We start from the raw sequence: 22,918 nt of genomic DNA, 5'->3' as shown, positions 1-22,918 counted from the left end.
TATCTGAGCGCCCGCTCGATTAATCCAAGAACCGAAACTCCGGCGTGGACCACAGCGTCTGGATGAAGCGCGCCCAGAGGTCTCGCACGTCATCTGCCGTGGCATTGCCGGACAGGCTGGATTCGAGGAAGTCGCGGACTTGCGCCTGCTCCTTCTCCGTGGGGGAGCGCTGCAAGGAGTTCTGGAACGCCGTCTCGATTCGTTTGTCAGTCTCAGGCGATGATTTGAGCACCACATCGGCCGCATTGCGCGCCTGCTCGATGACCTTCGGGGAGTTCATCAGAAAGAGCGCCTGCGTGGCCACGGTGCTGGTGGTGCGCTGGGCGATTGGCTGATTGATGTCCGCAAAATCAAAGACTTCAAACAGCGGGTGGCGCACATTGCGAAAAGCGGCGGTGTACAGGCTGCGGCGCGTGTCGAGGAACTGGTAGCCGTACTCGATGTTCTGAATCTTCTGATCGTTGGCATCCACTGCTTTGACCTCGCTGACACCGGGTCCACCAAAGGCGCGATCCAGAGTCCCTGCTGCCGTGAGCATGGCATCGCGCAGGCACTCGGCATCCAGTCGCTTGCGGTTCATGTGGCTGAGCAGGCGGTTGTCCGGATCCATCGCATGCTGGGCAGCGGAGGCCGCGCTCGTGGAAGCCATGCGGTAGGTGCGGCTCATGACCATCTGTTTGACGAGATGCTTCAGGCTCCAGCCGTCTTCGATGAACTTGATGGCGAGATAATCGAGCAGTTCGGGATGGCTCGGTGCTTCTCCGGTGGAGCCGAAGTTGTCAGTGGTGCGGACAATGCCTGCGCCAAAAAGCCAGTGCCAGATCCGATTGACCATGATGCGTGCCGTCAGCGGATTGTCACGGGAGGTGATCCACTGCGCCAGTTGCAGACGGCCGCTGGCTTCGGCGGGAATGCCGGGAGCATTGCCATGGAGCGCCGCCTGAATGAAACCACGCGGCACACTGGCACCCAGATTGCGAATGCTGCCACGGATGTGAATCTTCGCATCTTCTGGCGCGCTGTCTTCCGCCACGGACATGGCCTCGGGGCGGTCTGGAATGTCCTTTTGCAGCGCCTTGAGTTCTTTCTCCAGTCCGGCGAGGCGCTGCTTGAGCTTGCTCGCGGTGGCGGATTCTTTTTTGGCCGCCGGTTCAGCGAGGGTTTCATCCGCAGGTACAAACTGCACCGCATCAATGGTCACGTAGCCCTGCGAACCCGCATTGGAGATGAGAACGAAGCCCTGACCATTGGCCTCAAAGCGGTAGGTGCCCAGGGTGGCAAACTGCAGCCCTTTGAGGGAGTCCGTGGTCATCTTCACGCCTTTCAGTTCCTCTCCGTCCGCATGCAGGATGGTGGCGGTGGCGCTCTCAGCGCGGTTGGGCCCCGCATTAAAGGCCACGCGTACCTCATAGCGCCCGGTCTTCGGAATCTTCGGTGTGAAGGTCACGGTCTTCTCGCCTTTGCCTTCGTTGTTGTCACTCAGATAGCCGGTGCCGATGTAGGGCGCGTAGCTGATGGACTGCTTCCACATGCCCACTTTCTGCGCAGCGCTGTCATCCACCACGATGCCTGGCAGATCGCTCAGGGCGATGTTCTTCCTTGCCCGCAGATCCGCACTGCCAGCATCCCGCAGGTCGTCTTTGAGCGCGGCGATTTGATCCTTCAGCGCATTCACCTGCTGCTCGTGCTTTTGCTGCGCGACTTCCGCCTCACCGTCCAGCGGCAGCGGGGTGTCGATCCAATGCGCGACGTTGTCAGTGTGGTTTTTGAGCGTCTTCGTACTGCGCAGAATGCCCGCGAGCGCGTAGTAGTCCCGTGCAGAGATGGGATCAAACTTGTGATCATGGCAGCGTGCGCAGCCGATTGTGAGGCCAAGGAAGGCGCGCCCCATCGTGTCGAGCTGCTCATCCACGATGTCCATGCGCAGCATGCCTTTGTCCTGCTCCTCGTAGTTGGTGGGACCGAGCGCGAGAAATCCCGTGGCCGTGACCTGCCTGCGGCGTGCGGCGGAGTCGGTGGCTGGCAGCAGATCACCCGCCAGATGCTCGGTGATCATGCGGTCCACCGGCACATTGTCGCGGATGGCTTCGATGACATAATCACGGAAACGCCACGCATCTTTGAAGGGCAGGGAACGGCCCCCGCCTGAAGATTCAGCAAAGCGGGTGATGTCCAGCCAGTGCGAGGCAAATCGCTCCGCAAAAGCGCTGGAGGCGAGCAGTTCGTCCACGCGCTTCTCATACGCCTGCGGCGTCAGCGGTGCAGGCTGGGACAGGTCAGGCGGCAGTCCTGTGAGGTCAAAGGCCAGCCTTCGCTGCAAAATGGAGGTGCTGGCATCTGGCGCTGGCGCGAGCTGGTTGGCCTCCAGTTTGGCAAGGATGAAGCGGTCGATGTCATTCGCAGGCCATGCGGTGTTTTTCACCACCGGCACCGGCGCAGCCTTGGGCGGCTGGAAGGACCAGAAGCTGGCATCTGCCCGCGCGGACTTGCCTGCGCTGCCGGTGCTGGCCACGTCATCGCGCGGATCGGGGGCACCGGATTCGATCCAGAGCTTGAGGTCGGAGAGCTCGCTGTCCTTGAGCTTGCGCTTGGGCGGCATTCGTAAATCTCGGTCCGCATAGCTCACTGCCTGCCAGAGCTTGCTCTCGGCGAGCTTGCCAGGGAGCAGTGCCGGACCCGAATCGCCCCCGGTCTGCCATCCGGCACGGGAGTCCAGTCGCAGGCCGCCCTTCTGCTTGTCAGGGCCGTGGCAGTCGATGCAGTTCGCGATGAGCAGCGGGCGGATGCGCTGCTCAAAATGCGTCATGTCCGCAGCACTCGCGGCGGCGGAGATAGAAGCGAGAAAGAGGGCTTGTCGGATCATCGGGGGTGCGAAGGCAAACGAGACCCGTCAGGAGCGTCTTTCAGGCCGTGAAGTGCAGGCTCACTTCACATTCATGAGGCCTTCCCGTTGAATGACGGGATTTCGTTTGAAGGGCAGCACTCCGGTGAACGCTTCTGGGACGGAACTGAAGCTTGCCAGGTCGCGTTGCGTGGCACCATGCCAGAATTCCACGGATTTTTTGGGCGGCAGCGTGACTTCATACTCGATCTTCAGCATTTTGGCGGAGGGCCAGGAAACCTTGGGCTGGGTGGCGGCACCGTCCTGATAAAAGGAGAGCGCTGTTGCCGGGCGGGTCGGCCCGGAGAACTCCACAATGAGTGAACCGCCGAGCGCCGCGCCCGCCACAGGCGCCGCTGCGGGCTGCACCGGACGCCCGCTGGCATCGTACAGCGCCTTGACCGGTTCGGCGAAGGTGCTGACATAGACCAGATGCGCGACCACCGGCTGGTCCGTCTGATTGATGACGTGGTCGATGATGTGGGGCAGGGACTGATCCCCCGATGGACTGACGGAGCGCAAGACGGTGACCTGTTTGTGCAATGACGAGCCATTCACCGTGGAGGAGAAAGTCGTGGGTTGATCGTTCACCCAGGAAACATTGCGAAAAACGAACATGCCGGGGCTGCTGAAGGGAAGCGGCGCGCCATCAATCCACAACTGATGCGCGGAAGATGTGGTGGTGCTGTTGTTCAGACTGCCGCCGGCATCGATCTCCCACTGCGCGCCAAACTCGTCGGGGATACGGCGTGAGTTGGGATGGCGTGGAGGGATGGTGGTATCGTGCTCATTTGTCAGGCCAAAATTGACCCCGTGACGCCGCACGGATTCCAGCGTCAGGATGCCATGATCGGTCACCTGCGGCACCGTGATCTGCGCGGGCGACTCGCCATCCTTCAAGGTGATCACACGCAGCGCATGCATCACGTAGCGTGTCTCCCCGGGCGTCAGCGCGACGGGATGCCTGACGGTGAGTGTGCTGGTCTCCGGCTTCCACATCAGCCGCGCCGTGGTGCCACCTGAGGCGCTGCGAAACATGAACACCGGCACGGTGGCCGCCGCGCCTTTCTCCGGCAGCGCGGCGATCCACACGGCGTCCGCCGCGACCTTGAGCGCGCCGTCCGGCTCGATCACCACCGGTTTGAAGCTGGAATCGATGAATGACTTGGTCAGCGCGGGAAACTGCACGTCAAACTCGACCATGACGTTTTTGTCTTCGTTGCCCAGCAAGGTGAAGGCATCGGTGAAAGTCAGGAACGCACCGCCTGAACCTGCTGGATTGCCGACCTGGCGGGACACCCAGACATCCCCGGCCTGCCCTTCACTGATTTGGATGAGGCCCGCAGAAACATTGACGTACTGGCGGCTTTGCAGCGGCCGGAACTGCGGTTCACCAGGCCGGGCGCGTGTTTCGGCGTCGAAATTCATTTGGGCGCTCTGAAAACGATTCAAGTCATACGGGTGCGTGAGCTGGTGCGCCTTTGATTCAAATAGAGCGGAATCGACACGCAGCAGGCCAGCCTCCGGCAGACTTGCGCCTTTCGTGACCGTGCCGTTTTCACGAAAATCCCACAAGCCGCTGCCGAATCGATGCTCACGCCGGACGGTGGCAGAAGGCGCTGGTGAATTCGGCGTGGGAGTGGCAGCCGGTCTGGGGGGCGCAGTCGTCGGCATGGCGGCAGGAGCAGGAGCTGGCAGCGGCGTGAGCTTTGCCACATCCCACAGCGAGATGGCGGTGTTCTGGTGTCCGCACGCCACCATGGCGCCTTCGGCTTGCAGCGCTAGGCAGCTGATGTCGTTGGTCATCATGGGCGTCTGACCGATCAGTTTGCCGGTTTCGATCTCCCATACGAACAAGTGCTGCCGCTGCCGCACGTCGTCCATCAGCATCCAGGCGCAGCGTTTTTCATCCGCGCTCACCGCGGCCTTGATGTTGAGATCGGGAGAATAACCGCGCGCGGGTTTTTCGAAGTCGGGCAGTTTTGTTTTGCCGTCCAAGCTGCTGGCCCAGATGCGCGCATTCCCCTCACTGATGACGAACTGCCGCCGGGGCAGCACTGCGATGGGCTCGTAGCGGACCGTGGAGAGTTCCGCCACGGTGCCCTGCTGCAAATCCAGCCGCAGCCATGCCGAGGATGTCTCACCGAAAAAGGTGAAGCTGTCATCCTGGCCGAAAAACCAATGCTGCGAGCTCACTGGCGGCGTTTTGTCCTTGACCCCGCGTGAGATGCCAGCACCCAGCCCCCGACGAATCACGATCTGCGCGAGGCTGTTCGCCGTGATGAACCACTTTTCCGCAGGGTCGACGAAGACACCTGAATAAGACCAATCGCCTAACTGGGCCGAACTCACCCCGCCAAATGCCAGCTCCGGGTTCACGATCAGGGGTTTTTCAGGTGGCGGACCGCTGAGTGCTGGCAGCTTCCACCGGAGATAATTGTCGTGTTCTTCCGCCAGGGCCTCCGTCTCATTGGCCACCAAAGCCAGGGTGTCAAAGGTGCTCTCGACCGAGCTATGATGATGCTGGCTCTTCAACCAGGCACGCGGTTTGCGGGTTGCCATGTCCCAGACCCAGATCCCTTCGGAATCGTTGCAGAACAGCGTCCCGCCGTCTTTGGCAAACCGGAGCAGATGGGGCCGGCGCACCGACTGGCGGTGCCGCGCTGGATTGGTGGCATCCGTTTCACGCAGGCTGATGATCTCCAGGCCATGCTCGTGCTCCAGCAGCAGATGTCCGCCGTCAGGCGACAGGGTGCCGCCCTGACAGTCATCCAGCTTGATGCGTCGCGTCTTCTTCGAGGCCAGATCCGTCACACGTGCGGAGTCATCGGAGACAAGGACGATGGCACGACCATCCGGTGTGAACATGGCATTGTGCAGAGTGTCTCCGACTCCCCCGCCTTCAGTGACCGGGTGGTAGTCATGGTCTTCATAAACAGTACTCCACTTGCCGTTGTTCAGGCCGAGGCAGGTGACCTCGCCGTTTCCTTCCAGCAGGATGTGCCTGCCATCCGGCGCCACCGACACTCCACCCCGAAGCTCCTCCAGCGGTGGGCAGTTCACCTTCACCGGCTGCAAGGTGCTCAGGGGCAGGCGCAGCAGGACGGTTTTCTCCTCTTCTTTGTGCTGCATCCAGATTTCATCGGCACGCATCATCAGCCGCCATGACTGGAATTCGCTCCCTGACGCCCGCCCCTCGAAATCATGCTGGCGCAACAGCATGCCACTGGCGGCATCGAGCAGGCGCAGGCTCTTCTGATTGCTCCAGATGCTCAGCACGGCCACCATCTTGTCGTCCAGGGTGAACGCCGCTCCCGTGACGAATTCGTTTTCGCGAATCGGCAGTTTCCACAGCCGTTTGCCGTCCTGCATCCGGAAACAGCCAAACGCCCCCGCCCGCCAGGCCATCCGGTTGGTGGCAGGGTCAAGCGCCTCGTCGTCCTTGCGCGGCGACTGCGCGCAGAGCAGATCGCCGCGCTGCGAAACGCACCATGACTCCCCGACATTGAACATGGCCGTGCGTGCGGCACGAAACGTTTTCGGGTCCGGTTTCCAGATGCTCAGCCGGTGCAGTCCGACGGCGTGTGGCTCAAGCGCGAATATTTGTCCGCTGCGATGCCAGACTGGCGTGCCGCGCAGGTAGGGTCCCGGACCCGGGGTGCCCAAAAATCCAAGCAATGCGGGATTGGCCCCGTTGGCCTGTTCCAAAACGGGCTCAGCGCCATGCACCGGCATGAGAATCCAGGCAGTGAGCAGGAGGAGTGCGGACCTTAGAGGTGTGTTCATGATAGGGAAATGATTGGCTGCGGGTTACTTCACGGCAGGCAGTGGGAAGCCGACATCCGCCTGTGCGCCGGACTTTTGCTGCAGTCGCAGCAGCACGAGGGGTTTCTTGGGGCGCAGCCTTTCGATGTACTGCTCATCGCTGTCCTCAAGGGCGCGAGTGACTCCACGTCCGTTGACCCGCAAAATAAAATCTCCCGCCGCCACTTTGACTGTGCCGTCCGCTGTTTTGAAATCGGTGAGCGTCCGCAAGGCTTGAAAGTTCTTCGGCAGTAGAAGCTGATTGCGCAGCTTTTCGTTGACCAGCACCACCCGCAGTCCCGGGAGCAGCTCCCATTCCAGCGCCTGGGGCGGCGGCTTGGTTCCGGGCGTCTCAATCAGTGCTACCTGGACTTCCTGCACTTCGTTGTTCCGTGTCAGCGCGAGCTTCACGCGCTCTCCAGGTTGAAACGTCGTCATGCGCATGAGAAAGCGCGCACGGCTCGTCACTGCCTGCCCGTCCACCGCAGTGATGACATCTCCGGGCAACAGACCGGCCTGCGCCGCCGGCTGCCCTTCCTCGACCTGCATCACCACGGCTCCTTTCACGGCGGATCCCAGTTTCAGCTCCGCGATCACGCCGTCCGTCACATCGACCAGTCGAACCCCGAGGAAGCCTCGCCGCACCTGGCCGTTCTTCAGCAGATCCTCCGCCACCTTCAGCGCCAGATTCACCGGAACGGCAAGTCCTATGCCCTCTCCGCCATAGCGCGCCGTGTTCATGCCGATGACGCGACCGAGGCCATCGATCAGGGGACCGCCGGAGTTGCCCGGATTGATGGCGGCGTCGGTCTGGATGAAATCCTGCAAGCTGCTGGCAAGGCCGTGGATCTCCGCACGTCCGGTGGCGCTGACAATGCCCAGAGTCACGGTCTGCTCCAGGCCAAAGGGGCTGCCCAGCGCCAGCACCACATCTCCCGGCTCCGTGGCATCACTGTTTGTCAGGGTGGCTGGCTGCCATGTGCCGCTCTTTGCCCGCAGCAGCGCCACATCCGTCGCCCCGTCCATGCCCACGATTTCAGCCGGAATATCCTCGGTGCTGCCACGTGCCCGCAGCATGATCTCCTGAGCCCCGTTCACCACATGGTAGTTGGTCATGACCAGCCCCTCCATGGTCAGCACGATGCCGCTGCCATTGCCGGCGGGCCGGCGTGTGTCATGCGGCATGAGGTCATAACGGTCATCCAGCCATTCGTTCCTAGGCTTCCAATGCCGCACCCAGATCGTCACCACGCTGTCACGCGCGGCTCCCACGGCATTACGATAGCTCAGCACGACGGTTCCTGGATTCGCCAGCGGCGCGTCATCCCGCTGCACCTTTGAGGTCAAATCCTGGCCTGCCGCCATGCAGGTCAGCAAGAAACAGCAGAGCAATAATCGCATTTCGCGAGCCTAACCAACAGCCCGAGAAACTGGCAATGAGAATTTCCAAATCTAACTTAGAAAAAGCATTACGTGGTGCTGGGCAAAACGATCCAGCACCCGCGTTTGCGACAGTCCCGCCTGCTTGGCCATCTGCGTGAGATCGGCCAGGGTCTCAGGGAAGTCGTAGGCGGAGACGTGGGCGCAGGCTTCTTCAAGATGCTCCGGCAGCACCTCCGTCCACAGTGTGCGCATGCAGTTCAGGTAGCTGTCGAGGTACTGCTCACGTGTCTGGCCGTCCTCGCGCACGACATCGACCAGGATGAACTGACCACCCGGAGCCAAGCGCTCGGCGCAGGCGCTGAAGAGGCGCTGCTTGTCTGCGGAATCCAGATGATGCACGGCAAAGCCGCTGAAGATGACGTCAAAGGCCGAGTCCGTGTCCTCCACCGCCTTCAGCATGTCCTTGTGGTGCAGCCCCGTGTTGGCAATGCCCTGCAAATACGTGCGCGCTTCACCCAGAGCGAACGCGGACAAGTCCACCCCATCATAGCTGGCCGGCGGTGCCGTTTTCAGGCAGGGCGCCAGGAAGCGCGCGTTCCCACAGCCAAGATCGAGGAGGTGATAAGGCCCCTGCGCGTGGCGCTGCTGCAGCACCCCGGAGACGTGGTCGTAGATCTCACGGTGGAACATGTAGTTCTTCTCGGAAATCGCGTCGTAGAGCGTCCAGGCTTTGCGAAAAAGGGCGGTGTTGTCGTCTTGAGTGAGGGAAAGGCTCATGTTTTGCGGGAAAGGGGACCGCTGCAATCGAGAGCGATCACAGCGGCGATGCCGTTGTGCACCTTTCTCACGTGGATACTGGTTTTCAACTGCGGCACCACTAGCATGCCAGCGTGCGCTTGCCGCGAGTCTTAATAGGGGCGCGGAACGATGATGTGCCCGCCGCCATGGGGGCGGTACCAAACGCCGCGATGATTGTAATACCGCACTCCGCCGTGGTGGTAGGGCCGTGCACCATAGGGCAGAACAACGGGCCTGACGACAGGCCGGCCCACAGGTCTGACGATCGGCCGGCCATAGCCGGGGCCGACAACGCATGAGGCCAGCGTGAACAGAACAAGGGCGGAGCAGAACAGATGCTTGAGTTTCATGATGTGGATTGGGTTGCGTCGTTAAACTGACCCCTCTTGGACGAAGTTGCTGAAATTTATTTCACGCTTCTTGATCGAAAGGCTGTGATTTCCACTTTCGTTTACTGCCTCCCGTTTCACATTCCCCGCTCCCATCCCCCGTCCCGTCCATGACTCCAGCCGAAGCCAAAACCCAACTCGACACCCAAGTCCGCGAAATCATCAACTGGCATTTCTCGCCAGAAACCGGCTGTCCCTTCTGGCTCGACTGGGCCAAAAACAATTTCGACCCCCGTGGCAAGGTGAACAGCTACGAAGACATCCTGGCAAACTTCTCCCATTTCCAGGACGAATGGCTCCGCGATCAGCAGCCGGAAGTCTGGGTCCCCGCCGCCTTCAAAGGCAAACCCTTCAACATCTTCGAAACCGGCGGCACCACGGGCATGCCCAAGCAGCGCATTGGCTGGAATGACTTCCGCGTTGATTACGAGGAGTTCAGCCACAAGCTCGACGACAAGCACTTCCCGCCGGGTGAATCATGGATCATGGTCGGCCCCACCGGCCCCCGCCGCCTCCGCCTCGCCGTGGAGCATCTGGCCAACTACCGCGGCAGCTCCTGCTACTTCGTCGATCTCGACCCCCGCTTTGTGAAGAAGCTCATCTCCAACAAGCAGTTCGACGTCGCCCGCCAGTACATGGACCACGTGGTGGATCAGGCTGTGCTCCTGCTGAAGAATCGCAAAATCTCCGCCATCTTCACCACCCCCAAGCTTCTCGAAGCCCTCGCTGAAAAGGTGGATCTCTACTCCGCTGGCATCCGTGGCTGCTTCGTCGGTGGCACCACCATGACGCCTCAGTACGTGCGCTTCATCATCGAAGAAGTGCTGGAAAACCGCATCGGCTTCTACCCCACCTACGGCAACACCCTGATGGGCCTGGCCGCCAGCGTGCCGCTGACCCCGGAGGACAATTTCTCCATCACCTACTACGCACCGCAGCCCCGCGCCGTGCTGCGTGTGGTGGATCCGAAGAACACCGACCAGACCGTCGAATACGACGCCTGGGGCCGTGTGGAGCTCACCACCCTGACCAAGGAGTTCTTCATGCCCCGCTTCCTGGAGCGTGACGAGGCCATGCGCCGCAAGCCCCGCGCCCCCTATGCCTGGGACGGCGTCGCCGACGTCCGCCCCTTCGGCGCGATGGAGAAAACCATCGTGGAAGGCGTGTACTAGACGCGCCGTTTAAGCCTGCGTTTTTTCAGCCGGGAGTGCAGTCACTGCACTCCCGGTTTGTTTTTGTCCTAGATGGCCAAAAACTCCCATTTGCATTCCCGCTTCCGCACGCTTTAAGACTCGTTTCCCGATACTTTTGAAGACTCTCACGCAACCGCAGGAATGAAGATCGCACTGGATGTCATGGGGGGCGATTTCGCCCCGCAAAACCCCATTGGCGGCGTCAAACTCGCCCTCGAGTCGCTGCCCGCCATCACCAAACTCTTTTTGGTGGGCGTTCCGGCTGCCATTGAGCAGGAACTGCAGAAGCAGGGAATCTCCAGCCCGAAACTGGAAATCGTCCCCGCCAGCCAGGTCGTCGAAATGTCTGACAGCGGCATCGACGCCGTGCGCAAGAAGAAGGACAGCTCCATCAGCGTGGCCGTGGATCTGGTCAAAGATGGCAAGGCAGATGCCGTGGTCAGCGCCGGTCACACCGGTGCCGCCGTCACCGCCTCTCTGATCAAACTGCGCACCCTCACGCACATCGAGCGGCCTGCCATCGCCTCGATCATGCCGTCATTGACCAAGCATTGGATCTTGATCGATGCCGGGGCCAATCCTGACAGCGAGCCTGCGCATCTGGTGCAGAACGCCATCATGGGCAGCGCCTTTGCCCGCCACGTGCTGGGCCGGGAAAATCCCAGCGTCGGCCTCATGTCCAACGGCACCGAAGCTGAAAAGGGCAATGCCTTGTGCAAGGAAACCGGCAAGCTGCTGCGCCACACTGCTGGGCTGAACTTCATCGGCAACGTCGAAGGCCATGACGTGTGGGAAACGCCGCCGGATGTCGTCGTGTGCGACGGCTTCACCGGCAATGTCATTTTAAAGAACGCCGAAGCTCTGGCGCACACCATTTTCAGCATGGTGAAGAGCGAAATTAAGAGCGGCTTCTGGACCAAGATCGGCGGCCTGCTGGCCAAGCCCGCCTTCAAGCGCGTCCACTACCGCACCAATCCCGACGAGGTCGGCGGCATGCCGCTGCTGGGCCTCCGGGGCATCACCATCATCTCCCATGGCAGTGCATCTCCGCTTGCCATGAAGAACGCAATCCGTCAGGCTTGCGAATCCATCCAACATCAGGTCGGGCCTCACATCGAAGCCGCCGCCACCGCCCATTCCATTTCCCTCCATGCCCGCTCCTAGTTCCCAGCCCTTTTGCGCCTCCAGCATCATTGGCACAGGCAGTTACATGCCTGAAAAAGTGCTGACCAACGAAGATCTGTCCAAAATTGTCGATACCTCCGACGAGTGGATCACCTCCCGCACCGGCATCAAGGAGCGCCGCATCGCCGCGCCAGAGCAGGCCACCAGTGATCTCGCTTCCGAAGCGGCCCGCCGCGCCATGGCCAGCGCCGGAGTGGCTCCAGAGGACATTCAGCTCATCATCGTCGCCACCGTCACGGCGGACATGTTCTTCCCGTCCACCGCCTGCTTTGTGCAGAAGAAGATCGGAGCCGTGAATGCCGTCTGCTTTGACATCTCGGCCGCCTGCTCCGGCTTTTTGTACGCCCTTCAGGTCGCGCGTCATTTCATCAACACCGGCAACCGCACCACCGCCCTCGTCATTGGCGCGGAAAAGCTCAGCAGCCTGATCAACTGGAAAGACCGCAACACCTGCGTGCTTTTTGGCGATGGAGCCGGCGCAGTGGTCATCCGCCGTGCCGATGAATCGGAAACCGACGCTCCCGGACGAGTTCTGTCCACGGTCATGGGCACGGACGGCACTCTCGCTGACGTCCTCAAGGTTCCAGGCGGCGGTTCCGCCTGCCCAATCACCCCCGAAAACGTCGAGTCGCATCCCAACACCATTCACATGGAAGGCCGCGAAACCTTCAAGCATGCCGTCACCCGCATGCTGGAGGCCTCTCAGCAGGCGCTGGAAATGGCCGGTCTGACCGCAGCGGATGTCTCGCTCGTCATTCCACATCAGGCCAATGCGCGCATCATCAGCGCCATCGCCGAACGTCTGAACCTGCCGCTGGAGCGTGTGTTCATGAATCTCGACAAATACGGTAACACCAGTGCCGCCACCATTCCCGTCGCTCTCGACGAAGCCAACAAGGCCGGTCGTCTTAAAAGAGGCGATGTCGTCCTCCTCGTCGCCTTCGGCGGCGGCTTCACCTGGGCCAGTTCCGTGGTGCGGTGGTAAGATTCGGATTGGCCGCAAAGAGGCACAAAAAGGGCAAAAATCAGAGTCTGATCTTCTTTCGATTCGGGCTCTGAATCACGGTTGGATTCCGTATTCCCTGGCATAGCCGCCCCACGCCTCTTTTTTGAACCTCTTTGCGCCTTTTTGTGGCCATCTCTGTGCCTTTTGCCCTTTGCATCGCAGCGCACCCCGCCATATTCGCCGCCCCTCGTTCCCCCCTGACTCATGGCCTCCAAGCGCATTGTTCTCAAATTCGGCTCCGGCATTCTCACGCGCAAAGACGCGCCTGAACCCGATCCCGTGCAACTGCGCAAACTCGTGGAGGCCGTCGCACTTCTGAAGCGTGCCGGGCATTCGGTTGTCGTCGTCAGCAGCGGTGCCGTGGCCTCCGGCCTGAAGCCGCTTGAATTCAAGCAACGTCCAACAGATGTGACCACCCTGCAGGCGCTCGCCGCCGTGGGCCAGACGCACCTCATGCACGCCTATGAATCGCTCCTGCGGGATCACGGCCTGCACGTCGCTCAGCTTCTCGTCACGCATGAAGATTTCGAAAACGCGGATCGCGCGCCACGCGTCAAAGCCGTGCTGGATCGCCTGATGGAGTTCTCTCAGGTGGTTCCCGTCATCAATGAAAACGACTCCGTCGCCATCGAGGAACTGCGCTACGGCGACAACGACAAGCTTTCCTCCCGCGTCGCCCGCTTCTGGGGCGCCGACGTCCTCATCCTCCTCACCAGCGCTCCCGGACTTCTGCGCGATACCAAGAAACCTGAAGAGGGCCCGATCCCTGTCGTCGAGAATGTCGATGACGTGATCCACCACGCCGAAGAGGAAAAATCCACGCTCGGCACAGGCGGCATGATTTCCAAACTGCGCGCCGTGCAGGACGCAGTGCACGGCGGTGTGGAGTGCATCATCGCCTCCGGTCGTCATGCCGAGCAGATTCCCAGCCTGATCGAAGGCCACGGCATTTGTACGCGTTTCCCCGCCTCACGTTCGTAATCCTGATTCACCATGGCCTCTGCTGACATCGCAACACTCCTCATTCATTGCCCGGACCGTCCCGGACTCGTGCATGATGTGACCGGGTTCATTTTCTCCCATCAGGGGAACATCATCGATCTGCAGCAGCACATCGACCCCGAGCAGAACGCCTTTTTCATGCGCCTGGAATGGAGCCTGGAGAAGTTCACGCTCGACAACGAAGAGATCGAGTCACGCCTGCAGCCCATGGCGCGCCGGCATGAAATGCAGATGCGCCTGAGCTTTGCCAGCCAGCGCAAGCGCATCGCCCTCTTTGTCACCAAGGAGAACCACTGCCTCTACGATCTCCTCGCTCGTCATGAATCCGGCGACCTGCCCGTGGACATCCCGCTCATCGTTGCCAATCACGAGACCCTCCGGCCGGCGGCAGAGCGCTTCGGCATTCCATTCCATCACTTTCCGATCACGAAGGACAACAAGCTCGCGCAGGAGGCGGCCCAGATCGAACTGCTGCGCCAGAACCGCATCGACACCGTTGTGCTGGCCCGCTACATGCAGATCATCAGTCCGGCGATGATCGCGGAGTTTCCTCACCGTATCCTGAACATTCATCACAGCTTCCTGCCTGCTTTCGTCGGTGCGAAGCCCTACCATCAGGCCTTCCAGCGCGGCGTGAAGATCATCGGCGCCACCAGTCACTACGTCACCGCAGACCTCGACGAAGGTCCGATCATCCACCAGGACGTCATGCGCGTCAGTCACGAAGACAGCGTGCAGGACCTCGTTCGTCTCGGTCGCGATCTGGAAAAAACCGTCCTCGCTAAAGCTCTCTGGTGGCACTCACGTGACCGTGTGCTGGTCGTCAAAAACAAGACCGTGGTGTTTGACTGAGGATAGCAGACAGCAACGCTGCCAGGCATGAGTGGCACTCAGTTAAAGGGGGCGTGCGTTCTTGAGGTCTTGGGCACCCGAGTCACGCGCCAGCGTCTTGGAGTGCGGTGGCAGAGATGCACGGCGCAAGCCTGCATCGCCGACACCGCTTTCGCTAGGTGTTGTATGCTCCTCTTGGCCTGAGACTTCTGTCCGGCCTGCGAAAGCGGCGTCGCGCCCAGGCTTGCCGCACGCACTCCAAGACGCTGCCGCGTTCTCGTGAGTGCAGGACCAGAAGCAAGCGAAGCGAACGATACCCAGCCTTAACTGAGTGCCATTCTTGCAACGCATTTACTTCTTCTTCGCTTTCGCACCACTCGATTTGGCAGGTGCGGCCTTCGGTGTGGCTTTCACTTCACCGGACTTTGTCGCATCGGGGGATGGCGGGATGGGGGTGAGATTGATCGGTGCCGTGGCGGGGCCGGGCAGGGGAGGCGTTGTGGTGGATGGCACTCCCGGAGGGGTCGTTATCGTTCCTGGAGTGCCGGGGGTGGCTGCGTCACTGGCCGCAGGTGGCATGACGGTGACGGGTGGCGGCGGCTCCGGTTTCTTGAACGGGTCTTCCCAGGTGTGCAGCTCAAAACCAGCACCCACGCCGCCCACTTCTCCCAGCAGAGCCAGGCATTTCTCCCGCCATTTCGCGAGGTCTGGAGCACTGCGCTCCTTCTCCGCCGTGCCGGGAAAGATGAGGTAGGTCACCTTGAGATCGCTTTCGGGCCGGATGTAGGGCGTGGCCTTGGGATTGATGGTTTTGGCCATGAGCAGCGAAGCTTCGCCCATTTTGAAGCTGGGGCCGTAGTCGCCGCAGATGGCGGGATAGATTTTTCCTTCGTGAATGACGGCCGCGTAGTCCCCGATCTGCGGCGTAAACTTGTTCTGATCCGCATAGCCGCGGAACAGCAGCGAGATGACGATGAAGGGGTCTTTGTCCGCGATGAGGCTGCTGCGCACCTTGAAGTCGGAGACCTCAAGCTTGAGCTGGTCGATCATCACCTTGAGCTCTCGGTTGCGTGATGAACTCAGGCCCTTCTTTGAGAATTCATCCTGCGCCTTTTGCAGGCGGTCCTCCCATTTGGCGAGAAGCGGGTTCGGCGTCTTCGTGGTCTTCGCCCACGCATAGCTGGTGAAGGGCTGGTAGTAGTCGGAAAGGTAGATGTACTCCTCCAGCGTCGGCATGCGGTCGCCATCCGAGCCGTCGGCCACCACATCCATCTCCGACTGCACGAGCAGCGCGCGGCGCTGCGTGGTCGGGTGGGTCAGTTCCAAGATGGTCTCGGTATCATAGAAGTTGTGACGGTCGAGGATTCTATTCAGGCGCGTGAGGTCGTTCTGCACGCGGTTGGTTTTGTTCTCGTAAAGCTTGTGGTAGAAGCCGCTGACCTTCGCTGCTGGCAGCATGACACCGAGTCCGGGCAGGATCGCGGGCAGGTTTTTGTTGATGCGGGAGAGTTCGTCCAGCGTCTGGTTCGCCTTCGGCACGCGGATGCTCAGCTGGAATTCCGCCTTGTAGGCCTCGGGATCAAGCCGCTCCAGGCTGGCAAAGCCACCCTCTTCCGTGATCAGGTTTGTTTTGACCGTGATGCCGTTGAAAAGCGTGGCCACATCGATGTCCTTGCGCGGGATGTATTTCTCCGGCAGCGGCGGCTGGACTTCGCGGATGACTTCCTTGGTCACTTCTTTGACGACGGGAACTTCCTTGATCACATCCCGCATCACATCACGCGTGACGATGCGCTCCTTCGTGCTCCGTGCGGAGGCGACGATGTCCTGGATGGCTTTTTTGATCTTGCCGGCAAAGGGGGTGAATGGCAGCACCAGCGCGATGAGCAGGGTGAGCAGAAACAGCAGGCGGATGAGCGAGCCAAAGCAGCCGCGCTTCCGGCGCTGTGATCCTGGGAAGGGAGGGGAGTCCGTGGCGGGCATGGGAGATTCCGAAGACATACGCGTGCAGAAGTTTAATCTCGTTTCAGCACCAAGGCGAGTGCATCAACCTTCTTCGAGACGGCCTTCTTTGAGGAGCAGGCGGCGGTCACCGCGCTTGGCCAGGGTTTGATCATGCGTGACGACAACGAGTGTTTTTTTGGCCTCATCGACCACCTGCATCAGCATGTCGATGACGCCGCTGCCGGTGCTTGCATCGAGATTGCCGGTGGGTTCGTCGGCGTAGATGATGCCGGGGTTGTTGATGAGCGCGCGGGCGATGGCCACGCGCTGCTGCTCGCCACCGGAAAGTTCGGTGGGCAGGTGTTGGAGGCGTGCCGTGAGGCCCACCTTGTCCAGCAGTTCACGGGCGCGGGTCTCGGCTTTTTTGCCGCCGATCATGGCCGGCAGCATCACATTTTCCAAAGCCGTGAGTTCCGGCAGCAGGAAGTAATGCTGGAAAACAAATCCCATGACCTCGTTGCGCGTGCGCGCACGCTCGGCGGCTGCCGCCTGATACAGCGAGCGGCCATGCACCATCACATCGCCCGATGTGGGCTGCTCCAGCCCGCCGAGGACGTAGAGCAGAGTGGTTTTGCCTGCACCGGACTGGCCGCAGAGGAACACCTTTTCACCGGCGGCGACTTCGACATTGACGCCGCGTAGCACGGGCAGATCATGCCCCGCAAGGTGGTAGGTACGGTGCACATCGTGTGCGGCGAGTGGGGCTGCTTCCTGGCTCATGTAGATAAGGGTGTACGCTCCGCAGATGCCACGCGGCGTCAAGACATGATGCCCGCCAGCGTGCGTTGTCTGAGCGTCTCATACATCACAATGCCCGCAGCGGTGGCCAGATTCAGACTCCGCGTGCCCTGCATCGGGATGCGCAGGCAGCGCTTCGGCTGGATTACCGAGGCCGGGATGCCACGTGTTTCCGGGCCGAAGACGAGGAAAATCTCATCCGCTGTGAGGTCGGCCTCCCAGTAGGTATGTTCGCCCTGGCATTCGATGAACCAGCAGGCGGCCCCGGCAGGAATCTCCGCCGCCAGTGCCTCCCAGCTCTCCCAGACACGCACATCCACCTCCGCCCAGTAGTCCAGTCCGGCGCGTTTGAGCTGCTTGTCATCAAGGCTGAAGCCGAGCGGCTTGATCAGATGCAGCCGCGCATTCGTGGCCAGGCACAGCCGTCCGATGGCACCCGTGTTGTGCGGAATCTCCGGCTGAAACAGGACGACGTTCAGCATGCGGCCTCAACCTTTGAACACAAAGAGCTTCCGGCAGATGAAATTCACAAGAGTGGACGAAACGATCAGCAGCAACTGGGCTGTCAATGTGCTGATGCCATACCACTTGATGAGATACGGCCCGGAAAGCAGGCCAATGGCAAACCCAGTCGAGCTGACCACCGAAAAGTAGACAAACTCCAAGACCCGGTGATGCCGTCCCGGAGTGAACACCCACAGTGAATTGGTCACATAGGCAAAGATGTTGCCAAAGAAAAAGGCGATGATGTTATTGTAGATGCTGTGCACCGCACGCACCTCATCGGTCACACCACTGCTGACCAGGGCTGGATACATGCCCCATCTGGACAGGGCATAAAAAATCACCGTGGTGAGGGTCAGCGATCCTATGCCGCAGATGCCATACTTGATGAACTGGATCAGCGGATGCGTGTCCCGCGTGTTCAGACGCACCAGAATCGAACGCCAGTCGTTCTCACGAAAAAATAGAAGAGCCTCACCGATTTTTGACATCATCAGGTGAGGCTCTCCGGGGATCGTTGCTATGCAAGCAAAGATGCGATGCGTTTAGTAGTAGTGGTAGTTGCCGTTGCGGTCGTAGTAACCCTGCTGCTGCTGGCGTCCACGGTAGCCCTGCTGCTGGCCCTGGTAGTATTGCTGCTGGTTGCGCTGGTCACGGGAATTGCCAATGGCGTTGCCACCCAGGGCACCGAGGCCGGCACCGATGGCGGCGCCTTCCAGGCCACGTCCGCTCTGGTTGCCGATGATGCCACCGACGGCTGCGCCGCCGAGTGCACCAATCACAGAACCTGTTTGAGCATTAGGGCCGGAAGCGCAGGAAACCAGCGAAAGGGCGGTGAGGGCAGTGAGGAGAGTTTTTTTCATATTTGGGTTGATGGATTGTATGTATTTGCAGAGACTTGATTAATAGTAGTAACCACGACGGCGGTCACGGGCATTGCCGATGGCATTGCCACCCAGAGCACCGAGCGCACCACCGATGGCAGCGCCTTCGAGGCCACGACCACTTTGGGAACCAATGATGCCGCCGACAGCAGCACCGCCGAGTCCGCCGATAACAGCGCCCTGTTGAGCGGCCGGGCCGGTGGCGCAGGATGAGAATGTTGCAGCAGTAATGAGGGTGAGGATGAGATGTTTCATAATAGTTTGATTGTTGTGATCAAGCAGACTGCTTTGTCGGTAAATAGGCTCTAATTGTTCATAAAGAAAAGCGAAATCCTAAAGGCATGACAAGTTGACATCTACAATACGCAGCCCGCGATAACTCCGGCCTGCTCCGGCTTTCTTTATTTGACGCGCATTCTGCCAGCGGTTACAAACCCTTCCGCTCCCCCCCCTCCAACTTTTCTATGCACGTGCGTTTCTTTCTTCGTAGCCTGTTTGCCGTTTCACTCCTCAGCCTCACCGCTTTGCCGGTTCAGGCCGAGCAGCTGCCGCTGGATCACCCCTGCGCCGCCCTGGTGAAAAAGTACCTCACCGCCGTCGTGCAGCAGGACTGGAAAACCGCATCCCAGATGCTGGTTCCCTCCTCCCTGGAGCGCCGTCAGCGTGAAACGGTCAACATCATCAAGTCCGCCCCCACCATGTCCGATGAGGAGAACATGCTCGCCGGTTACAATGTGAAGGGCGTGAGCGAACTGGAAAAAATGTCGCCTCAGGAGTTCTATCAGGTGGATCGCGAAGCCTGGCACAAGAAGCTCAAGCTCACCCCCGAAGCCACGAAGCGGAAGCAGGAGACTCTCAAAGTCATCGTGCTCGGCCTCGTCCAGGAAAAGGACAAAGGCTACGTCCACGCCACCGTCCGCACTTCCCAGGAAACCCTGACCGACAAGATCGAGGAGCTCTTCCTCATCTCCTTCATCACCGATCCGGCCAATCCGAAAAACTACCTCATCTCCCCCGAGATGAAGGACCGCCCAGTCATCACCCCGCTGGATGGCTCGGCTCCGAAGGAAAACTGATCGTCACAGCAGCTCCCGCAGATTTGCCAGGAGCACTTTGCCCAGATCGCTGCGCGGTATCGCCTGCAGCCTGCTGACATCTTGAATTTGCTCAAAAGGCCTCAACGTTTCGTTGAGGCCTTTTTGCATCTGCGCGGCTTCATCCTCAGTCATGCCGCTCACGGCCAGTACCAGTCGGCTTTCTTTGCGAGCATCTGCGACATCACAAACGGCCGCGTCTGCAGTGCTTGAGCCAAGTTTGAGCCGCAGCGTCTCGATGCGGTCCTGAATGGGGCCCAAGGCCACCAGTTCACCGAGGATCTTCACCGTTCCCGCCTCGCGCCCGAGGAAGCGCAGGCGGCGTGTTCCTCCCGCTTCAATAATCTCCACTCGGTCACGTGTGCGCAGACCCTCTGCCGGAATCGGCTCCCAGCGCCAGCGACCTTCCTCGCTGATCGCATAGCCCAGCGCCAGCGCGGGGCCGCTCACAGTGAGCACGCCCTCCGCATCCGTGCGCACCTGCCAGATCGGCAGCACCTCCAGTTCGGCGCCCGGACGTGGCTGCGCCGCCACGCTGGAGCCCGTCTCCGTCATGGCATAGGTGCGGTGCACCTGCCAGCCCAAGTCCAGTGCCGCAGCCTCCAGCTCTGCATTCAAAGCCCCACCACCCACCAGCACCGCACGCATGGATGCCGGGGCCCTCAGTTGCGCCGCTACCAGATCAAAGATCTGCGTGGGCACCAGTGAGGCCAGCGTTGCGCCCACAGCTTCACACGTCTGCACAAACGCCGCTGCATTCCACTTACCCTCCAGCCGGGTGATGGCGCTGCCGCTGAGATGCGCACGCGCGAGAATGCCGAAGCCTCCCACATGATGCGTGGGCAGCGCCAGCAGCCAGTGGTCCTGCGCCGTGATGCCGAAGTGCTCATTCACCGCGCGCGCAGAGATCAGCAGCGCCTGCTTCGTCAGTCCCACCCATTTACGCGCGCCCTCCGTGCCGCTCGTTTGAAAAAAGCACCAGTCTCGCGCCTGCAAATCCCGTGCCGCCATTTCGGCCAAGCCCGCACCTTCCATCGTGTGCTCAGAGCGGCCCACCCACACGCTGCCGTCCGTCCAGAAATCGGGTTCCATTTTCACAGCCGTCTCCATGGCAGCGCCTCCAAAACATCGCCAAATCCAAGCCCGCCACCGCTGCGGTCCGCTGACAAATGGCCGCCGTGAGATGTCACACGCTCAAAGAACTCATCCTTCTCAAACAGATGCTCCGTGCACAGCCCGCAGAAGTCCAGCGCCTGCCCCTCGGACTGCGCCACCGCCGCTTCATACGCCGCAAACATCTGCCCCAGCGCATGATCCATCGCCGAGGTCAGCACCAGCGGGTGCTGCGGATGGGTCTCCGCCACGATCCGCCAGTCACGCCGCGCGGGCTTCACCACCACCGCATCAAAGCCCTGCGTGCCGTCCTTCCAGCCTTTGTCCAGCGCCAGCTTCACACCCCACTTTTGCCGCACAGCCTCCCAGGCCGCCGCATCGTAGGGGAAGGGGTCCTCCACGAAATCCAGCGCACGGTACACGCGCAGCGGCATGAACTCGATGAACTTGCCAAATGTCAGCCGGTCCAGCACGCCGTTGAAATCCACGCGCAGCCGCACGCCCTGCGTTTCAAACCGCTTCGCGCAGCCTTCCAGAAAGCGCGTTGTCTCGCCATAATTCGCAAAACCCTTCGCCTTGATCGCGGGCCAGCCTTCCGCCAGAACGCGCTCCATTTGCGCCTCGGTGTCGGTGGCAAAGCTCCACGAATAGTGACTGCGCGGAATCTCCAGTCCCTCAAACAAACTCACACCCGCACGCCGCGCCGCACCGTCGATCTCCGCACAGCGCAGCGCCATCGCCGTCACCGGAGTCGTGATCCCTTCACTGAGCAGACGCAACTGCTCCTCCACCGGCGCATCGCCAAACTCCGGCCACGGATGCACGCAGCCATAGCCGCCATCCACGCAGATCAGTGCCCCCGCAAACACCCGCCGCATCGACACCGCATTCAGCGCCACGCCGCTGCGCAGGAGATACTCATGGACATAGATAGGGGCGTCGGTCATTCGGGTTTAGCTCTTGTAATTCTATACGCCGCACCCGGCGTGTTCACCGCATCACATCCGCACTCTTCACGATCCCCCAGCACATCAGCCCCGCAAACAGCAGCAGTTGCCCGCCGCTCATCGCCAGCAGGCGGTTGTGCCCCCGGCTGGGTGGTTCGGCGATCACCCGCCACGCCACGAACAAGCCAATTGGCAGCGTGATCAGCGGCAGCGTGAACGCTCGCGGCCAGCCCTGCTCAAACCAGTAAATCCCCGCCGCATGAGCCGCCACGATGAGTCCCACAATCTCCGCCCGCGCAAAGCCCACGCCGAAGCGCACGGCCAGCGTCTTCTTGCCGGTCTGCCCGTCCTCCGCGACATCGCGCAGATTGTTGATGGCGATCAAGACCGTGCTCAGGCAGCCGATTTGAAAGCCCGCCACGATGGCAGCCTCATACCACTCCCCGGTTTGTACAAAGGCCGTGCCCGTCACCGCTACGAAGCCGAAGAACAAGATCACAAACAACTCTCCCAGCCCGCGATACGCCAGCGGCACCGGCCCGCCCGTGTAGCCAAAGCAGAAATACAGCGATGGAATGCCGATGAACAGAATCGGCAACCCCCGCGCCTCAAACAACGGCACCGCCAGCAGTGTCGCCACCGCCAGCATCAGCCACGCCGCAAACTTCACCGCCCTCGGCGAAGCCACACCGCTGGCCGTGATGCGCTTCGGCCCGATGCGTGCCTGTGTGTCCGCCCCTTTGATGGAATCCAGCGCGTCATTGAAAAAATTCGTCGCGATCTGCAGCGCCCCGCAGCTTCCCAGCGTGCAGAAGGCCAGCCACCAGTCGAAGTGTCCCGAAATCTTCGCCCCCAGCGCGCACCCCACCACCACAGGCGCGATGGCTGCTCCCAGTGTTTTCGGGCGTGCAGCGGCGATCCAGTCGAAGAAGTGAGGCATGCAATAAGAATGACGAATGGCCGCGCTATCGCAAACCATTTGGGCTGCGGTTGCGCAGTGAGGAACGAACGCAGCTGCCGCTTTCGCAGGCCGGACGGGCATACGCATGCCAAAGCGCATTCGAAAGCATGAGCCGGGTGGTTCTTCGCGAGCCGTTCAGCTTGCGCCTGTCACGAGACGTTCGAAAGCGGCAGCTCCCGCAGCCGCACTCCAAAAAAGCTG

20 protein-coding genes are annotated in these 22,918 nt (G+C 60.9%); 6 read left to right on the top strand and 14 right to left on the bottom strand.

What is annotated here, in order from left to right; genetic code table 11:
- Positions 1-19: 19 nt before the first annotated feature.
- The 5 genes from AC24GY_RS10340 to AC24GY_RS10320 form a co-directional block, all read right to left on the bottom strand.
- Complete coding sequence (locus tag AC24GY_RS10340; protein WP_487682588.1) at positions 20-2,863, bottom strand: DUF1553 domain-containing protein; 2,844 nt, start codon at positions 2,861-2,863, stop codon at positions 20-22.
- A gap of 60 nt (positions 2,864-2,923) precedes the next feature.
- Positions 2,924-6,667, bottom strand: coding sequence for a WD40 repeat domain-containing protein (locus AC24GY_RS10335; protein WP_487682586.1), 3,744 nt, complete (start codon positions 6,665-6,667; stop codon positions 2,924-2,926).
- Positions 6,668-6,691: 24 nt separating this feature from the next.
- Positions 6,692-8,086 carry a S1C family serine protease gene (locus tag AC24GY_RS10330; RefSeq protein WP_487682584.1) on the bottom strand — a complete coding sequence of 465 codons (1,395 nt, stop codon included), beginning with the start codon at positions 8,084-8,086 and terminating at the stop codon, positions 6,692-6,694.
- 51 nt (positions 8,087-8,137) lie between these two features.
- A complete protein-coding gene (locus AC24GY_RS10325; RefSeq protein ID WP_487682582.1) occupies positions 8,138-8,845 on the bottom strand; it encodes a class I SAM-dependent methyltransferase in 708 nt (235 codons plus the stop codon).
- 131 nt (positions 8,846-8,976) lie between these two features.
- Positions 8,977-9,216, bottom strand: coding sequence for a hypothetical protein (locus tag AC24GY_RS10320; RefSeq protein ID WP_487682580.1), 240 nt, complete (start codon positions 9,214-9,216; stop codon positions 8,977-8,979).
- Positions 9,217-9,365: 149 nt separating this feature from the next.
- Here AC24GY_RS10320 and AC24GY_RS10315 point away from each other — a divergent pair, with 149 nt between their 5' ends.
- The 5 genes from AC24GY_RS10315 (at position 9,366) to purU (ending at position 14,493) form a co-directional block, all read left to right on the top strand.
- The gene (locus AC24GY_RS10315) at positions 9,366-10,427 is read left to right on the top strand and encodes a hypothetical protein (protein WP_487682578.1); all 1,062 of its coding nucleotides are present in this window, start codon (positions 9,366-9,368) and stop codon (positions 10,425-10,427) included.
- 162 nt (positions 10,428-10,589) lie between these two features.
- Positions 10,590-11,612 carry a phosphate acyltransferase PlsX gene (gene plsX / locus AC24GY_RS10310; protein ID WP_422321177.1) on the top strand — a complete coding sequence of 341 codons (1,023 nt, stop codon included), beginning with the start codon at positions 10,590-10,592 and terminating at the stop codon, positions 11,610-11,612.
- A complete protein-coding gene (locus tag AC24GY_RS10305) occupies positions 11,599-12,618 on the top strand; it encodes a beta-ketoacyl-ACP synthase III (RefSeq protein WP_487682576.1) in 1,020 nt (339 codons plus the stop codon). Before plsX ends, AC24GY_RS10305 begins: the two co-directional genes overlap by 14 nt.
- Positions 12,619-12,843: 225 nt before the next feature.
- Positions 12,844-13,620 carry a glutamate 5-kinase gene (proB, locus tag AC24GY_RS10300; protein ID WP_422321179.1) on the top strand — a complete coding sequence of 259 codons (777 nt, stop codon included), beginning with the start codon at positions 12,844-12,846 and terminating at the stop codon, positions 13,618-13,620.
- 12 nt (positions 13,621-13,632) lie between these two features.
- The gene (gene purU, locus AC24GY_RS10295) at positions 13,633-14,493 is read left to right on the top strand and encodes a formyltetrahydrofolate deformylase (protein WP_422321180.1); all 861 of its coding nucleotides are present in this window, start codon (positions 13,633-13,635) and stop codon (positions 14,491-14,493) included.
- A 330-nt stretch (positions 14,494-14,823) separates the two neighbouring features.
- Here the strand turns inward: purU and AC24GY_RS10290 are convergent, their stop codons facing one another.
- The 6 genes from AC24GY_RS10290 to AC24GY_RS10265 are packed head-to-tail and all read right to left on the bottom strand — an operon-like array spanning position 14,824 to position 18,857.
- Positions 14,824-16,473, bottom strand: a complete 1,650-nt coding sequence (locus AC24GY_RS10290; RefSeq protein WP_487682573.1) for a glycoside hydrolase family 75 protein — start codon at positions 16,471-16,473, stop codon at positions 14,824-14,826.
- 45 nt (positions 16,474-16,518) lie between these two features.
- The gene (locus tag AC24GY_RS10285; protein ID WP_397385923.1) at positions 16,519-17,196 is read right to left on the bottom strand and encodes an ABC transporter ATP-binding protein; all 678 of its coding nucleotides are present in this window, start codon (positions 17,194-17,196) and stop codon (positions 16,519-16,521) included.
- A 38-nt stretch (positions 17,197-17,234) separates the two neighbouring features.
- Positions 17,235-17,696, bottom strand: coding sequence for a tRNA (cytidine(34)-2'-O)-methyltransferase (locus AC24GY_RS10280; RefSeq protein WP_487682571.1), 462 nt, complete (start codon positions 17,694-17,696; stop codon positions 17,235-17,237).
- 6 nt (positions 17,697-17,702) lie between these two features.
- The gene (locus AC24GY_RS10275; RefSeq protein ID WP_487682569.1) at positions 17,703-18,212 is read right to left on the bottom strand and encodes a GtrA family protein; all 510 of its coding nucleotides are present in this window, start codon (positions 18,210-18,212) and stop codon (positions 17,703-17,705) included.
- 51 nt (positions 18,213-18,263) lie between these two features.
- Positions 18,264-18,581 carry a YMGG-like glycine zipper-containing protein gene (locus tag AC24GY_RS10270; RefSeq protein WP_397385920.1) on the bottom strand — a complete coding sequence of 106 codons (318 nt, stop codon included), beginning with the start codon at positions 18,579-18,581 and terminating at the stop codon, positions 18,264-18,266.
- Between the two features lie 39 nt (positions 18,582-18,620).
- Entirely contained in the window at positions 18,621-18,857 is a 237-nt protein-coding gene (locus AC24GY_RS10265) for a YMGG-like glycine zipper-containing protein (RefSeq protein ID WP_422321352.1), read from the bottom strand.
- Positions 18,858-19,072: 215 nt separating this feature from the next.
- Here AC24GY_RS10265 and AC24GY_RS10260 point away from each other — a divergent pair, with 215 nt between their 5' ends.
- Complete coding sequence (locus AC24GY_RS10260) at positions 19,073-19,678, top strand: hypothetical protein (RefSeq protein ID WP_422321353.1); 606 nt, start codon at positions 19,073-19,075, stop codon at positions 19,676-19,678.
- A gap of 3 nt (positions 19,679-19,681) precedes the next feature.
- On the opposite strand, the gene AC24GY_RS10255 is transcribed toward AC24GY_RS10260, so the two are convergent.
- Genes AC24GY_RS10255 through AC24GY_RS10245 form a run of 3 tightly spaced genes read right to left on the bottom strand, consistent with a single transcriptional unit; the run spans position 19,682 to position 22,696 of the window.
- The gene (locus AC24GY_RS10255; RefSeq protein WP_487682566.1) at positions 19,682-20,788 is read right to left on the bottom strand and encodes an AMP-binding protein; all 1,107 of its coding nucleotides are present in this window, start codon (positions 20,786-20,788) and stop codon (positions 19,682-19,684) included.
- A gap of 2 nt (positions 20,789-20,790) precedes the next feature.
- Complete coding sequence (locus tag AC24GY_RS10250) at positions 20,791-21,756, bottom strand: enolase C-terminal domain-like protein (protein ID WP_487682564.1); 966 nt, start codon at positions 21,754-21,756, stop codon at positions 20,791-20,793.
- Positions 21,757-21,799: 43 nt separating this feature from the next.
- Complete coding sequence (locus AC24GY_RS10245; protein ID WP_487682562.1) at positions 21,800-22,696, bottom strand: 1,4-dihydroxy-2-naphthoate polyprenyltransferase; 897 nt, start codon at positions 22,694-22,696, stop codon at positions 21,800-21,802.
- Positions 22,697-22,918 lie beyond the last annotated feature (222 nt).

Source organism: Prosthecobacter sp. Pr1, from assembly GCF_057652315.1.
This window is presented reverse-complemented; position numbering and strand designations above follow the sequence as displayed.